The sequence below is a fragment of the Aminiphilus circumscriptus DSM 16581 genome (assembly GCF_000526375.1).
Taxonomy (GTDB): Bacteria; Synergistota; Synergistia; order Synergistales; family Aminiphilaceae; genus Aminiphilus; species Aminiphilus circumscriptus.
This window is the reverse complement of the sequence record NZ_JAFY01000007.1, coordinates 194,003-209,162: the sequence shown is the minus strand read 5'-3', so window position 1 is coordinate 209,162 and position 15,160 is coordinate 194,003. Positions and strand designations below refer to the sequence as shown.

The window sequence follows — 15,160 nt, the reverse complement described above, 5'->3', positions numbered from 1 at the left end:
GACGAGAACTCAGGCTCCCTTGATCGTATTGAGAAAATCCCTGTTCGTGGATGTCTGCTTGAGCTTGTCAATGATAAGGCTCAGCGCCTCCGCCTCGTCCACGCTGCCGACGCGGCGCCGCAAAATCCACACCCGCTGCAGTTCATCCTCTCCGAGGAGCAGTTCCTCCCGCCGCGTTCCGGAACGCGCGATGTCGATGGCGGGGAAAACACGCTGCTCCGCGAGTTTCCTGGTGAGGTGCACTTCCATATTGCCGGTACCCTTGAACTCTTCGTAGATCACTTCGTCCATCCGGCTTCCGGTCTCCACGAGGGCCGTTCCGATGATGGTAAGACTCCCCCCGTCCTCGATGTTCCGCGCAGCTCCGAAGAACCGCTTGGGGAAATAGAGAGCCGCCGGGTCCATGCCTCCCGAGAGGGTCCGTCCCGAAGGCGGAACCACCAGATTGGACGCCCGGGCAAGGCGCGTGATGGAGTCGAGAAGAAGGACCACGTCCTTCCCCACCTCCACGAGCCTCTTGGCCTTCTCCAACGCAAGGTTGGCCACCCGCATGTGCTCCTCCGCGGGTCGGTCGAAGGTGGAGGCGATGATCTCTCCGTCCACCGAGCGAGCCATGTCCGTGACTTCCTCGGGACGCTCGTCGATGAGGAGAACCATGAGAATGACTTCCTGGTGGTTTGTGGTGATGGCATTGGCAAGCTGCTTGAGAAGCGTGGTCTTTCCGGCCTTCGGGGGAGAAACGAGGAGGGCCCGTTGTCCTTTTCCGATGGGAGAGAAAAGATCAACCAGGCGTGGAGCGACCTGACGCGCCTCCGTCTCGAGGCGGAGACGCTTGTCCGGAAAGATGGGAACCAGGTGCTCGAAATGAGGGCGCCGTCTTGCCGCTTCGGGGTCCGAGAAATTCACCAGCTCGACCCGGAGAAGCGCCTCATAATGCTCCTGGTCCTTGGGAGCCCGAATGACACCCCAGACGACATCTCCGTTACGGAGCCCGAACCGGCGGATCTGGGACGCGGAGACGTAAATGTCGTGATCGCTCGGGAGAAGCCCCTTCGGACGAAGAAACCCGTATCCCTCCGCGAGCACTTCGAGCGTTCCGCCCCCGAAACGGTGTCCCATCTTCTCGGATTGCTCCTTGAGGATGGCCACCACCAGATCGTCCTTGCGGAGTGCAGACGCTCCCGTGACACCCACTTCTCTGGCGACTTTTCGGAGTTCCGTCACATTGAGACCGCAAAGGGCACCGAACGAATGCTTCGGCTTGGCCGTTCCGGTTTTGACGGATTCCGCGGCTTCAAGCGAGCCGTTTTCCTCCATCTCGGGCTGAGGCGGAAGCACCGCGTCCTGTTTCGGGGGTTGTGCGTTCTGTGCGTCAGCCATGGAGGCTTCCGTTCTCCGATGCAGGGCACCCGTTCGAACGTCTCCAGTCCTCGAGGAAACGTTCGATGCCCGACGTGGTGAGAGGGTGATCGAAAAGCTGCCGGAGCACCTTGAAAGGCAGGGTGGCGATATGCGCTCCCGCCGCCGCCGCATCCGCCACATGCCGTGGATGCCTGATGCTCGCGGCGATGATCTCCGTCTCGATTTCCTGGACATCGTAGATGCGGGCGATCTCCTCCACCAGTGCGATGCCGTGCTCTCCCACATCGTCGAGCCTTCCCAGAAAGGGGCTCACGTAGGTCGCACCCGCCGCGGCGGCGAGAAGAGCCTGCTGGGGAGAGAAGACCAGCGTCACATTCGTGGCGATTCCCCTTTCCGCCAGCCGGTGCACCGCCCCCATTCCCTCGGGGGTCATGGGGATCTTCACCACGACGTTCGGAGCGATTGCGGCAAGGGGAAACGCCTCGGAAACCATACCCTCGATATCGAGGGAAAGGACTTCCGCACTGACCGGGCCTTCAACGAGAGCACAAATTTCGCGGATTCGATCGGCGAACACGACCCCTTTCTCTCTGGCGACGAGAGTGGGATTCGTGGTGACACCGCTCACCACACCCCAGGCGACGCCTTTTTGAATCTCATCGAGGTTCGCCGTATCCAGAAAAAAGCGCATAAACCAGTCCTCCATTCTTCAGGAACGTGAAATTTCAGGAAGGGAAATGCATGGACGCCACCTCTCGTCGACGCCGGGAAGACGGGACGGACGGAAAGGAACGACGCGGATCCCTCGAAGAAAACGAAGCCGTCGTCTCGAATCCGGACTCAAGAACGTCGGCGCGTCGACGTCCCTTTTTTCGGATGGAACCGGAAGATGTCGCCTCGCGTGGAAAATGCCTTGCGCACTGCCGTACAACACACAAAAAGAACGCTGCACGTGCATGCGCCCCGTCAGGTAGTATACCCGCTCCTTTCGCCCTCCGCAAGCGGCGATTTCAGGGAGTCCTGCGCTGGTCCCCCTTGAGTAGGTCCAGAACAGCCCGTTTGCTCGCATCCTCTGGATCTGCCTTTTTCACGTAAAGCTCTCTAGAATGGATGCGTGGTCGCCAGGAAAATACTCTTTTTCACACACAGGAGGATTTTTCATGAACGAGAGAAAGGACCATCCCGCACGGAGCGTCGCCCTCGGCGCGGTCCTAGCCGCCGCCGTAACGGTGGCCACCATGATCCACGTTCCCCTTCCGGGATTCCGGATCTATTTCAACCTCGGAGAGGGCGTCATCTATACCGTGGCGATCCTCCTGGGCGGCAAATACGGTGCCGCCGCAGGCGGCATCGGCGCCGCCATCGCCGATCTCGTCCTGGGCTATCCCCTGTGGGCACCGATCACTGCGGTGATCAAGGGCACCGAGGGCTATCTCGTCGGACGCCTCGCCCGCCGAAACAGACACATCGCTCTCGCCGCCGGCGCGGCGGTCATGACCTCCGGGTACAGCCTCACCGCAGGCGTGCTCTACGGGCGTGCGGCGATTCCCGTGGAGTTCGCCACGGATCTCCTCCAGACCGGCGTGGGCGCTGCCGTCGCCCTTGTGCTCGTGCCGCTTCTCGAACGCCGCATTCTCGGAAAAACTCCGGCGGTCCGCTGAAAAACGAAAAACCGCTTCCAAAGGAGTCCCGGGATTTTCATCCATACCCTCACCGCTCAAGGTCACTCCCCTCGGGCAGCTCTTTCTCGATCCCTCTTCGGATCCGCAGGTTTTCGAGCCGCCACACCAGACGACAGTGTTCTAGAAGAGGAAGACCATCCACCGAGAGTTCGCACCGCTTGGTAACCCCGTCCACGGCACCCGCCGCAACGAGGGCCCGGAGCATGGCCTGCTCCTCCCCGGGAAGGTGGCCGAGCCGTCTTCCCGAACGCAGGGAAAGAAGCACCGCGAGACCGTAGCCTCCCCAGTTCGAGACGTCCACGGGAAGGGCCACGTCGGCGGCGACGACGCTCAGAGCGGCGGCAAAGCCGGGAACCGCCTTGAGAAGTTCCTCTCCCAACGCTCCCATACCGGCTTCGTTGCCCCCGTCCCCGATGGCCAGCACAGGAATCCCCGCTTTCCGAGCGAGAGGCACGGCATCGTCAAGCGGCGGCGTGATCACTGAAATGTCCTCTCCCCGCATGTTGCGGTACCGTCCGTCCGCGGAGCGGCCAAGCCGTTCGAGAAACACGAGCGCCCGGGGCCCCTCCGCCAGCACCTCTGCGCCGCAGGCGGCACATCGCACGGGCGGCCCCCCGACGGCGGCGGAGCAGGCTTCCAGCGCGGGCGCGCAGAGCGCATCGGTCACGAGGGAAACATCCTTCCCCAGGCGGGCGAGAGCCCGCCCCAGAATCACCGCCCCCGGAGGCCCGTCCGTCTCCGCCGCACCGCCAGGGCCAATGGAAGCGACAGCCCCTTCCGAGACCAAGTCCCCCTTTTCCGGAACGAAAAATCCGGTTACTACGGCAATCCGTTCAGGTTTCTCCAGAAGAGCGACCGCGGAAAGCCACGCCGACACGCTTCCCAGGCCGGAGATGCCCCTCCCGGTCCTTCCGGAGGCGACGAGATGCATCACCTCTTCCGCCGCGGCACAAAAGGAGTCTTTCTCCTGCGGTATCCGGCACGACACTGCAGGAACAACGGAGTCAGTCATGGGACTCCCCCTTAGATACTGAGCGTTTCCACGAGTTCCAGCAGCTCTGGGGGGAGGGGCTTGCGCTCCGCCCAGGTCTTCTCCAGAGGGACAGTGCACATCGCCCCGTTCACACACCCGACCATAATCCCCTTCTCTCCGTCGCAGAGACTCTCCACCGCAAAAGCGCCAAGGCGGGACGCCAGAATCGCGTCCGCGGCGGAAGGCCCTCCGCCGCGCTGAATGTGCCCCAGCACGGTGATGCGCGCATCGTAGCCCGCCGTGTCGGAAAGCAGCGACGCCAGCTCCTGGGCCGGCATGACCCCTTCGGCGAGCACGATGAGAGAGTGCGTCTTGCCCCGCTTCTTCGCATAGTGGAGCTTGTCGCAGAGCCGTCCCAACTCGAAGGAGACCTCGGGAATCACCACGTGTTCCGCGCCGCTCGCCACGCCGACGGAGAGCGCGATCCACCCGGAATGGCGCCCCATGACCTCCACGACAAAGAGGCGGTCGTGGCTGCTTGCGGTGTCCCGCAGCTTCACCACCGCGTCAAGGGCGGTGTTCACCGCCGTGTCGAAGCCGATGGTGGCATCCGTCCCCCAGAGATCGTTGTCGATGGTGCCGGGGATGCCCACCACAGGAAACCCCCTCAGGTGCAGTTCCTGCGCACCGCGAAAGGATCCGTCCCCGCCGATGACCACGAGACCGTCCACATCGAGGGAGCGGAGGCGGGAAAGCCCCTCGTTGACCCCCTCGGGGCGCTTGAACCGCTCGGATCTCGCCGTGCGAAGGATCGTCCCCCCCCGATGGATGATCCCACCGACGGAACTCTTGGTGAGGGGAATCACATCGCCGTCGAGGAGCCCTTCATAACCGCGGCGGACACCGATGACATCGAGATTCCGGTAGATCGCGGCCCTTGTCACGGCACGAATCGCGGCGTTCATGCCCGGAGAATCGCCACCACTTGTGAGCACGGCAAGTCGCTTCATGGATATCCTCTCCTCGCGGAAATCTTCTCTGGATTCAGTCAATGCGTCAGCGCTTCGGTGAAACGATCGCCAACGGCGCTTCTCTGTTTCCATGCATACCACGGGAACCGGGTTTTGTAAACGCGGGATGCCGAGGAATTCTCTTCACGTCCTGCGGTGACAACTCTCCCGCAGAGCGGAAACCTGAAAAAAAGCACCGCCGTTCCGCCGCCGAAAAACAAACTTCGGCGGCGGAACGGCGGTGCTCAAGAAAAACAGCAGATCCAAGGCCCTTTTTCAGTGACATCGAGGAAAGGACATCACCCCTCCCCACGGCGGGGCAAGCGCCTCGCCTCGGAGGAAAATGCCGGGAGAGAAGCCTATTGCTGTTTCTGCAGTTCGTCAATGCGTTTCTGGATCGTGAGCAACTCCTCGTAAATGGCCTTGAGCTTGCCCTCCAGGTCCACTTTTTCCGCAGTGAGGCGTTCGGTTCGCTTGAGCAGACGGTCGATCTCGAGCTGGGTCGCGGCCTTGCCTCCATAAATCTTTTCCGGATCGTCCCGGCCCACATCCCAAAGAAATTGAACCCGCCGCCCTTCCGTAGTCGAACTTATTCCAGAACTGAGTTCAAGCTGGACAGTATTGACACCATCCAGCAGAGGCTTTCCCGTTTTTTCATCATACCTGGGGAAATAAACCAAACCATCGATTTTCCCCTGAAGTCTAAAATTAAATCTCTTGTCATAGTCTATGGGTTTATAGACCTTGTTGCCAATACGCAAAGTGACCATTCCGTCGAAAGGAGCCATGTGCATCGTCGGACCATTGTTATTGAATGCGATCTGGATAGGAATCGCTTCGTCCAGTCGCAAGTTTTTCAACAAATTATACTTGTAGTTCTCCATCTCATCGCTGGTCCAAAGGTTTTTTTCCGCTTCCTGCTGGACAACCGCACCGATATACTCCGCAGAATAATAGGTTACCGTAATATCCAACGTTGCTCCCAAATCGTCCTTGAACGTTTGCGTCCTACTCCACCGTTGTGTTATGGTTTCAAGATTGGATTTCGCCCAAGAAGCCTTTTCCGTGCCCAGCAGAACAAAGCCCAGCACAAAAAAAGCAATCACACAAGACACTCTCCTCATTGTTCCTCCCACGTCCACGCCTCCTCTTCCACCATGACAGGCAGCCAACTCTGCCCAAGGGGTATGACAACAACCACCCACGCTTTCATTATAGCTTGTTTTCCGGAGAGACAAAACCGCTCGATCCTTTCGTACTCCGCTCAACCGCCGGTTTTCGACACCTCCATCGATATGGACGACATGGACTGCGACGCTCTCCTCTGATCGTGCCCGTTTTTCCCCAACCTACCGCGGAGAGACAAGCCTGTCGCGTGTACAAACGACAAAAAAAGAGAGAGAGGCACTTGTCGCCCCTCTCTCTTTTTTTCTGAAAAACGAGACTTCTTACCCGAGCTTAGAAGTTGACGAGAGTACGCAAACGAATGAGATGATCGTCGCCGGAGCGATAACCAGCCGCGTTGTTGTCGCCCCAATCAACGTTGTCGTACGCGAGTTCGAAGCTCATGGCCGGGGTGTACTGGTACTTCACACCAAAGGTCCAGTTGGTGGTGTCATCAAGACCCGCGGTGTCGAAATCGGCGACGAAATACCGCTGGAACGTGGTCCACTTGTCGTTCCACTTCTGGCTCAGGGACGCGAAAAGCACTGTCGTGTCCTGATTGATATTCCGGTTGATAAGGTTACTGGCACCAAAGGCATCCCATGCAAACGCGTCATAACCATTGTTGTTGTTGTAGAACCAGAAACCCTCACCCAACTTGGCATATTCCAACCACAGGCTGGTGAACCCGAAGGCCTCCTGCTTCACGTCGATGATGGCCTTCCACGCATTGGGAGAATCCTCCACCGAGCCAACCATGGGGCGATCGAGATCTTCTATGAAGTATGCACCCTTGAAGGCGATGGAAGGGGTGAAGTTGACGCCGAAGTCGGCCCAGTAGACCTTCTTGTCGAAATCGGTCGCGATTGCGGCATCGTCGTCGTCGAGCAGGAACGCCAAGCCGTTGATGGCAAAACGGAAATTCTCGTTGAAGTTGAAGTTGGCCCGCACACCGCCGACAAAGCGATCGTTACCACCGGGGACAGCCTCTCCATTGACCGTAGCATCCCGCTCTTCATGGCCGACGAAGAACGCGAGATCAGCCATGCCGAGAGTCTTGGTGAAGTAGAAACCCTTCACAATCGCATCGGTGAACCACGCATCTTCGTCGATGTAAAGACCAGACTCGTCTTCCCAGTCATAGAGCCACTGGCCGACCGTCATCTTCACATCCCAGGGAAGCATGGTTTCCACATAGAAACGCTCCCACCGCACACCAGGCTGCAGCGTGGTGCCGGAGCGACCCAACCGAATGGTCAGACTGGTGTTCTCGTCGATGGTCTTCCTCAGCCACAGGCGATAGCGATTGAGATCGAACTCGTTCTTCCCCCGCAGATTGTACTCGTCGCCATAGAGGTCTCTCTCGCCGGCGAACTTCGCATCGAAGCGGAACTGACCCCAGATTTTCCATCCGCCGATGTTCTCCTCGAGAACGGCGACCCGCTTGTCGATCTGGTCGACCTTCACGCCGAGAGCATCCAGCTCGTCCTTGAACTCGACGACGAGCTTCTTCAGCATCTCCACGTCCTGCTTGCTGGCCTTGTTCATGTCGACCACGGCGAGTGCCCTGGCGACAAGGGTGGCCATCTCGTAACGGGTCATGGGCTGGTTGCCCTTGAAGGTGCCGTCGGGATAGCCGTTGACGATACCGGAAGCGGCGAGCTGTCCGATCGCGTCATAGGCCCAGTGGTTCATGGGAACATCCATGAACGGATTGGCTGCGAGCGCGGGAGCGGCGAAGGCCACGAGGGCCACGACCGCCAGAACTGCCATAACCTTTCTCATGTGTAAAACAACCCCTTTTTGGTATATGTACGGCCTTCCGCGCCATTCCCGGAGGGGTTCGGATGAAGTCTCCACGTTTCCTTCCTCCTCGGTCCTCTCGAGTTCGTGCGTTTCCGGTCCGTCTTCCTATGCCTGCTCGTCCGTAGTGGCTGGGGTTGTCGCACCTCCTTTCCTGCCATCGGGAGTCACCGCAAGCGAGTGGAAGCATTGTCAAAGAGCCTTGGGAAATCCTTCCCTTGTTCCGTAGAAATCATATACGGGAAAGTGCGGAGCCGCAATAGGTCTCAAGACCTATTTCTCTCTCGACAAGCTGTGCCTGCAAGGGCTCTTGCTCCGGCATCGGTCACAAATCCCGCCAAGGCCTGTTCCGGCCACTTCCACGGCGGCATCGAGGCTCTCACGGGAAGACCCTCTCACACGAGGCAGTTGAGAATATCGCCCTTGACACGTCCCTTTCCAACCTGTCGCACATTGCCATCAGAGCACTGTACTCGCTGAAACGTTTCATTCGAAAAATTTCTTCTTTCTTCCGCAAGTGCACTCCGCACGGCCGAAAGCCGCAACATCCTCACGAAACGATCACGTGCGTTCTCGAGGATGTCACGAAAAGGAGAATGCCTCCTGAAACAGCGGCCACGTCCGATCCTTCGGAGAAAGAAGCGGCTCCGCGCCTTCCGGAAGGGGCCATGAAATGGCAAGGGTCGGATCGTTCCAGCAGATTCCACCCTCGTCCTCAGGGTGATAGAAATCCGTACACTTGTACAGGAACTCCGTCCCGTCCTCAAGGGTCAGAAATCCGTGGGCAAATCCCTCGGGAATATAGAGTTGCAGGCGGTTCTCCTCGCTGAGCACCGCGCCGAACCATTTTCCGAAGGTCGCGGAGGACCTGCGAAGATCCACCGCCACGTCGTAGACACTTCCCCGAACAACCCGCACCAGTTTCCCCTGAGGATGTTTCTTTTGAAAATGCAGTCCCCGCAACACGCCCCGGGCGGAACGGGAATGATTGTCCTGCACGAAGATCGCGGCAATACCGAGTTCCGCAAACGCTCTTTCGTTGTAGGTCTCCATGAAGAAACCCCGTTCGTCTCCGAAGAGCGTTGTCTCGAGAAGCACAAGACCCTCTACACCGGTTTCCGTTCGCGCGAATTTTCCCATTGTCACCACACTCCTGACTTCGAAAGAGCGTGCTCTCAGCCAAGAACCTCCCGAACATACCGCTCAAGGGCTTCTTGCCAGGGAGGCATGCGGTTCATTCCCTCCAGAGAGAGCACATAGTTTTCCAGCACGGAAAACCGGGGGCGAGGGACAGTCTGGCCGTATTCTTCGGTCGACACGGGAAACACGGCCACGTCCATCCGGGCGAGACGGAAGATTTCCCGGGCAAGGTCATACCAGCTTGCGGAACCGGTACACACGGCATGAACGGTTCCGAATCGCTCCGTCCGCAACAGGGCCAGAACCTGGAGAGCGAGAAATCTCGTGCTCGTGGGACTGCCGACTTGATCGTCGATGACCCGGAGATGCCGCCGCTCCTTTCCGAGCCGCAGCATGGTGGTCACAAAATTGCCGCCCTTCGAGCGGCTGCCCGACGCGCCGAAAAGCCAGGCTGTGCGAACAATGAAGTGCTCCGGCCAAATTGAACGGATGTACTGTTCCCCCGCGAGCTTGCTTCGGGCATATGCATTGCCAGGCCCCACCGGATCGAACTCGGTGTAGCCGCGCGTCCGGTCCGCCTTGTCCCCGCCGAATACGTAATCGGTGGAAAACCAGAGCAGTGAAGCCCCTACATCACGACAGGCAAGAGCGAGATTCCTCGCTCCAAGAGCATTGACCCGAAAGGCCGCGTCGGGATCTTTTTCACACTCCTCGACGTTATGAAAGGCGGCGGTGCTGCACACCGCGGAGGGGCGAAGCTCTCGGAACAGCTGCCGCAATCCCTCCAGATCAGTCACATCCGCGGCGGCATGGTTGAGAGGCACGCAGGAAAACGCGGAATCTTCGTCGAGAACCCGGCAGAGCAGGCTCCCCACCTGTCCGGATGCCCCGACCACGGCGACTTTCACAGAATCTCCCCCCGGTGGGACACGGCGTCCACAAGTGATTTGGCCTCGAGAAGCTTTTTGTACCAAACCACGGTTTTTGTTCGCTCTCCCGTGTCAAGCACCCCTTCCTCGAGGGCGGTGAAGATTTCTCCGGCTCCATCGGCAAAGGTATGTTCCACTCCGTAGCCGAGATGCTCCCGGATTTTTCCGAAGGAGACCGTGTAGGAACGGTGATCCGGATCTCCGTACCACTCCATCGCAAATTCCCGCCCGCACGCCGCCGCGACCTGTTTTGCGAGATCCAGAATACGGATGTTCTGTTCGTCCGAACCGACGTTGAAAACCTGACCGCCCACAGCCTCCACTGAGGATTTCAGCACGAGAAGAAACGCCCGGGCCGCATCCTCCACATGCACGAAGGGACGCCATTGGCTTCCGTCCCGAAGGACGTTGATCTTGCCGTTTCTCCAAAGTCCAAGGGTCATGCCGTTCACCGCCAGGTCGAATCGCATGCGGGGGGACAACCCGTACACCGTGGCCTGCCTCAGGGCAGTCACACAGAAGGAGTCGCATGAAAGGGGCAATACCGCCTGTTCAGCCAGGTGATTCGCCTCGGCATAGGTGGTGAGTGGGTTAACGGGCGACTCCTCCGTGAGAAGTCCTGTCTGAAAGCCGTAGATACTGCAGGAGCTTGCGAGAACATAACGGGCAACGCCCGCATGCCGGGCGAGGCGAGCGATTCTGGCTCTCCCAAGGTAGTTGATGTCCAGGGTCTTCGCCGGATCAAGTTCTCCCGAGGGGTCGTTGGAGAGAGCCGCGAGATCGAAAACGGCGGAAATATCCCGAAAGATCTCCGGAGTGACGTCCCTAACGTCTCCCCGGACGATCTCCACGTCTCCCGAAACATCCCGTAGAGAGTCCTCTCCGAAGAAGAAGCGGTCCAGCACACGAACGCCATATCCCTCGCGAACCAACCGGCGCACCAGAACGGAACCGATATACCCTCCGCCGCCGGTGACAAGTACGTTCATCACGCCACGATTCCTCCTTCACGACCACAATGTGTCCGCATCCGCATCGTCTACACTTCTATTTCCGCGTCGTCTCCAACACAGAGACTCATGGACATATCCCGCCGTGCGCGCCGCACAATGCGAGAGCGACATCCCACGAGAGACGCGTCCAATCGCTCCACGCCACAGATCCTTGCATTTTCCATGATCACCGAATAGTCCACCGTGGAACCCTCGATGCAACACCCCCGGCCGATACTCGTAAAGGGACCAATCCGCGCATCCCGCACCACGGCGCCTTCGCCGATCACGGCGGGACCGCGCACGACGCTGCGCTCCACCAGCGCGCCTTCCCCGATCCGCACCCGTCCCACGATGGAACTGTCCAGAACGGTACCTCGTACATCCGGTCTCGTCCATTCGTCAAGCACAATTCGATTTGCCTCGAGGAGATCGTCCTTTTTCCCCGTGTCGAGCCACCATGTCTCCAATCTGGCGGTTCGCACCGGGATCCCCCAATCCACGAGGGTCTGAATGGCGTCGGTGATCTCGTACTCTCCCCGTGCGGAGGGAGCGAGGGAATCTATGGCATCGAAGATCCGCCGTCCGAAGAGGTACACGCCGACAAGCGCCAGGTTCGAGGGAGGAACGGAAGGCTTTTCCACGAGACGCCGGGCATTTCCCTCCCGGTCCGTGACAACCACCCCGAACATGCGCGGATTCTCGACCTCCTTGAGGAGGATGAGCGCTTCGTCTTCTCTTTGTCGAAAGCGTTCCACAAGATCTCCGATACCTGAACCGATGAGATTGTCCCCCAGATACATGACAAATGGGCCGTCCTCAAGAAACGTTCTCGCCGTCCTCACGGCATGGGCAAGCCCTTTGGGCTCTTCCTGAAGGATAAAGGTAAACTCCGCATCAAAGTGACCTTCTTCAAGGCTTTTGCGGATCGTCTCTCCCGTCTCGGGAGAGATGACAACGCCAATTTGCGCGATTCCCGCAGCGATGAGGTTCTCCACCACGTAGTGGAGAATAGGTCGATTCGCCACTGGGACGAGCTGCTTGGCCAGAGAATAGGTGACCGGCCGCAAGCGCGTTCCCTTTCCTCCGGCGAGGACAAGTCCCTTCATATCACTCCCTGCCTTCCGGGTTCCGCACCGCGTGAAGTCCTAGGCGAAACCAAAGATCCCGTAACACATGATCGACCCATCTTCCGGAGAAGGGCTTTCCCGTCGTGCCGGACCGTCCGGCATAACGAGGACATTCGAGAAACGGTGCTACCGCCTCCGAGACGAGACGATCGTGAACGACGTGCTCCAGAACTCGTCCGGCACAATCGTCCACTTCTTCGTAGCATCCGAAAAGACGACGCCGGTACAGGTCCGCGCTGATCTTGAACAGGCGCGTGTCAACTCCGCGAGGTTCCGGTTTCCCTCGAAAACGTTTCACCGCGTAGGAAACGCGGGAACTCGTGAGGGCGAAGACGCTTTCATCCCGGGAATGCCGGAGAGCGATACGATCGAAATTCGTCACGTAAAGCCGCCCCGTTACTTTATAAAACGAGGTGGCCTGCCGCAACAAATGGCTTTTCGAGAAGGCGTAATCACAGAGACGTCCCTCGCCGTATCCTTTGCCGTAGCGCTCCGCGCCGTCGTTTCCAGAAAAGCATAACACCTCCAGCTCTTTTCCCAGCGCTCGAGCGAGAGCCGCGAAGGATTCGCTTTCAAAAGAATATCCGCTGTTGTCGCAGAAGACCACTGCTGAAACGGCAGGAGTTCGAAGCCAACGCACGAGAGATTCCATATAATCCGCCAGGCGCTCTCCGACGTCGCGAAGGGCGAGGTAGGGTACCTCCGATCCGGGAGCGATGCATGCCGTGAGAAGGACCGTCTCGCCTCCGGTCATGTCCGCACGCTCGCCTCAAAGATACCCAGAAGGTTCGGGTTCGTCGATTCCCGCATCACCGTTCACCGGCCTGGGCGGAGTTCCTGGACGCGAGATACCACGCCAAGGTGGTGCGGATCCCCTCTTCGAGGGAAATGCGGTGGCGCCATCCGAGGGCGCGGATACGGGACACGTCGAGGAGCTTTCGGGGCGTTCCGTCCGGGCGCGAGGCATCCCACCGGATCTCGCCTGCGTACCCCACGATGCGTCGGATCAGCTCCGCGAGTTCCCGAATGGAAAGATCCTCTCCCGTGCCGATGTTCACGAGATCTTCCCTATTGTAGTTTTCCATGAGAAAACAGCACGCTTCGGCGAGATCGTCCACGTGGAGGAACTCCCGCCGCGCCGTTCCCGTTCCCCAGAGCGTCACCGAGGGCATGCCACGCTCCTTCGCCTCGACGAATCGTCGCAGCAGCGCCGGAAGGACATGGGAGGTCTCGAAATCGAAATTGTCCTCCGGGCCGTAGAGGTTGGTGGGCATGACGGCGATACAGTTCATGCCGTACTGTCTCCGGAGCGAGCGGGCGAGAACGATGCCGGCGATCTTGGCGATCGCGTAGGGCTCGTTCGTCTCCTCCAGGGGCCCCGTGAGGAGGGCTTCCTCCGGAATCGGCTGGGGGGCCATCCTCGGATAGATGCAGGAACTTCCCAGAAAGAGCAGTTTGCGGCACCCCGTCTCGCGGGCGGCGAGGAGCACGTTGGTCTGAATGCGCAAATTGTCCGCGAGAAAATCCGCCGGAAAGGCGCTGTTCGCCCCGATCCCCCCCACCTTGGCGGCGGCGAGGAAGACGTAGTCAGGCCGTTCCCGGCGGAAGAAACGGAATGTCGCCTCCTCGCTGCGCAAATCCAACTCCCGGCTCGAACGGGCGAGGATCTTCTCGTATCCTTTCGCGGCAAGACAGCGCATCAGCGCGCTCCCCACAAGGCCGCGATGCCCCGCGATATAGATCTTTCCTTCGAGGCGTCCGCTCCGTGGATAAGGCATTTCGGTCCTCTCCTTCATGTCACCACCATGTCACCACCACGTTCATGCTGTGTTTATTCCGTCCCCTTTTCGCGCTGCGCAGTGCCGGACACCGGGGCGCCCTAGCCCGGTGTGATCCGGTTCGCCGTCCAGCCGAATCCTTTCTTCCGAAGCGCGTGCACGCCCGCTCCCGGAGGCGTCTCTCCCAGGGCTGCCAGATCGCAGTCCACCATGATCCGCACCAGTTCCCGGAAAGTCACCCGGGGCTCCCAGCCGAGAAGCCTTCGTGCCTTCGAGGCGTCGGCAAGGAGGTGGTCCACTTCGGTGGGACGGAAGTAACGGGGGTCGATCTCCACGTGCTCCCGCCAGTCGAGCCCGGCGTAACTGAAGGACTCTTCCACGAATTCCCGCACGGAACGGCTCTCCCCGGTCCCGATGACCACGTCCTCGGGAGTGTCGTGCTGCAACAGAAGGGTCATGCACTCCACGTATTCCGGGGCGAAGCCCCAGTCGCGGCGAGCCTCGAGATTGCCCAGATAGAGTTTTTTCTGGAGCCCTTTCCGGATGCGTGCCACCGCACGGGTGATCTTGCGGGTCACGAAGGTCTCTCCCCGCCGGGGTGACTCGTGGTTGAAGAGAATTCCGTTCACGGCGAAGAGGTTATAGGCGTTTCTGTAATTGGTGGTCATCCAGTAGGCATAGAGCTTGGCCGCGGCATAGGGGCTCTGGGGCATGAACGGGGTGGACTCGCTCTGGGGAGGCGGGGCCGCGCCGAAAAGCTCGGAGCTCGACGCCTGATAGTAACGGGTCTTGATTCCGCTGCGCCGCACCGCCTCCAAAAGACGGGCCACGCCGAGGCCGGTCACGTCCCCGGTGTATTCGGGCATGTCGAAACTGACCCGCACGTGACTCTGGGCGCCGAGATTGTAGATTTCGTCCGGTTGAATCTCGTAAACGAGATTCGTGAGCCGCCCCGCGTCGGCGAGGTCGCCATAATGCAGAAAAAGCCTGGTATCCTCCACGTGGGGGTCCTGGTAGATATGCTCCAATCGCTGGGTGTTGAACGTGCTGGCCCGCCGAATCAGACCGTGCACTTCGTATCCCCGGTGCAAAAGCAGTTCGGCCAGATAGGATCCGTCCTGACCGGTGATGCCCGTGATCAACGCTCGCGACACCGCGCTCGACCTCCTTCGGTGGGTTCTTTCCGAATGAATAAAT

14 protein-coding genes are annotated in these 15,160 nt (G+C 59.6%); 1 reads left to right on the top strand and 13 read right to left on the bottom strand.

All coding sequences use genetic code 11. From position 1 onward, the window contains the following. Positions 1–9: 9 nt before the first annotated feature. Both rho and fsa read right to left on the bottom strand, forming a co-directional pair. Positions 10–1,317 (bottom strand): transcription termination factor Rho, encoded by a 1,308-nt coding sequence (rho, locus tag K349_RS0111665; protein WP_245588082.1) that lies wholly within the window; start codon positions 1,315–1,317, stop codon positions 10–12. Positions 1,318–1,372: 55 nt separating this feature from the next. Continuing rightward, positions 1,373–2,053 carry a fructose-6-phosphate aldolase gene (gene fsa, locus K349_RS0111660; protein ID WP_029165958.1) on the bottom strand — a complete coding sequence of 227 codons (681 nt, stop codon included), beginning with the start codon at positions 2,051–2,053 and terminating at the stop codon, positions 1,373–1,375. 469 nt (positions 2,054–2,522) lie between these two features. On the opposite strand from fsa, the gene K349_RS0111650 reads away from it, so the two are divergent. After that, positions 2,523–3,023, top strand: a complete 501-nt coding sequence (locus K349_RS0111650; protein WP_029165956.1) for an ECF transporter S component — start codon at positions 2,523–2,525, stop codon at positions 3,021–3,023. Positions 3,024–3,072: 49 nt separating this feature from the next. Here the strand turns inward: K349_RS0111650 and K349_RS0111645 are convergent, their stop codons facing one another. The 11 genes from K349_RS0111645 to gmd all read right to left on the bottom strand — a co-directional run bounded on the left by K349_RS0111645 (position 3,073) and on the right by gmd (position 15,117). Continuing rightward, positions 3,073–4,056 (bottom strand): DUF4392 domain-containing protein, encoded by a 984-nt coding sequence (locus tag K349_RS0111645; RefSeq protein ID WP_084460371.1) that lies wholly within the window; start codon positions 4,054–4,056, stop codon positions 3,073–3,075. A gap of 11 nt (positions 4,057–4,067) precedes the next feature. Beyond that, positions 4,068–5,027 carry a 6-phosphofructokinase gene (gene pfkA / locus K349_RS0111640; protein WP_029165954.1) on the bottom strand — a complete coding sequence of 320 codons (960 nt, stop codon included), beginning with the start codon at positions 5,025–5,027 and terminating at the stop codon, positions 4,068–4,070. 359 nt (positions 5,028–5,386) lie between these two features. Continuing rightward, positions 5,387–6,163: a hypothetical protein gene (locus K349_RS0111635; RefSeq protein WP_245588048.1), complete on the bottom strand. Its 777-nt coding sequence runs from the start codon at positions 6,161–6,163 to the stop codon at positions 5,387–5,389. Between the two features lie 322 nt (positions 6,164–6,485). Beyond that, a complete protein-coding gene (locus K349_RS0111625) occupies positions 6,486–7,976 on the bottom strand; it encodes an S-layer homology domain-containing protein (protein ID WP_029165952.1) in 1,491 nt (496 codons plus the stop codon). Positions 7,977–8,576: 600 nt separating this feature from the next. Continuing rightward, positions 8,577–9,134, bottom strand: a complete 558-nt coding sequence (rfbC, locus tag K349_RS0111620) for a dTDP-4-dehydrorhamnose 3,5-epimerase (protein ID WP_029165951.1) — start codon at positions 9,132–9,134, stop codon at positions 8,577–8,579. Positions 9,135–9,169: 35 nt separating this feature from the next. After that, on the bottom strand, positions 9,170–10,042 hold the full coding sequence (gene rfbD / locus K349_RS0111615; RefSeq protein ID WP_029165950.1) for a dTDP-4-dehydrorhamnose reductase: 873 nt from the start codon (positions 10,040–10,042) through the stop codon (positions 9,170–9,172). Further along, positions 10,039–11,052 carry an NAD-dependent epimerase/dehydratase family protein gene (locus K349_RS0111610; RefSeq protein WP_029165949.1) on the bottom strand — a complete coding sequence of 338 codons (1,014 nt, stop codon included), beginning with the start codon at positions 11,050–11,052 and terminating at the stop codon, positions 10,039–10,041. The genes rfbD and K349_RS0111610 overlap by 4 nt, the downstream gene beginning before the upstream one ends. 50 nt (positions 11,053–11,102) lie before the next feature. Beyond that, the gene (locus tag K349_RS0111605) at positions 11,103–12,164 is read right to left on the bottom strand and encodes a glucose-1-phosphate thymidylyltransferase (protein ID WP_029165948.1); all 1,062 of its coding nucleotides are present in this window, start codon (positions 12,162–12,164) and stop codon (positions 11,103–11,105) included. A gap of 1 nt (position 12,165) precedes the next feature. Next, on the bottom strand, positions 12,166–12,939 hold the full coding sequence (locus K349_RS0111600) for a hypothetical protein (RefSeq protein WP_029165947.1): 774 nt from the start codon (positions 12,937–12,939) through the stop codon (positions 12,166–12,168). 55 nt (positions 12,940–12,994) lie between these two features. Then, positions 12,995–13,963 (bottom strand): GDP-L-fucose synthase family protein, encoded by a 969-nt coding sequence (locus tag K349_RS0111595; protein ID WP_029165946.1) that lies wholly within the window; start codon positions 13,961–13,963, stop codon positions 12,995–12,997. A gap of 101 nt (positions 13,964–14,064) precedes the next feature. Then, a complete protein-coding gene (gmd, locus tag K349_RS0111590; protein ID WP_029165945.1) occupies positions 14,065–15,117 on the bottom strand; it encodes a GDP-mannose 4,6-dehydratase in 1,053 nt (350 codons plus the stop codon). Positions 15,118–15,160 lie beyond the last annotated feature (43 nt).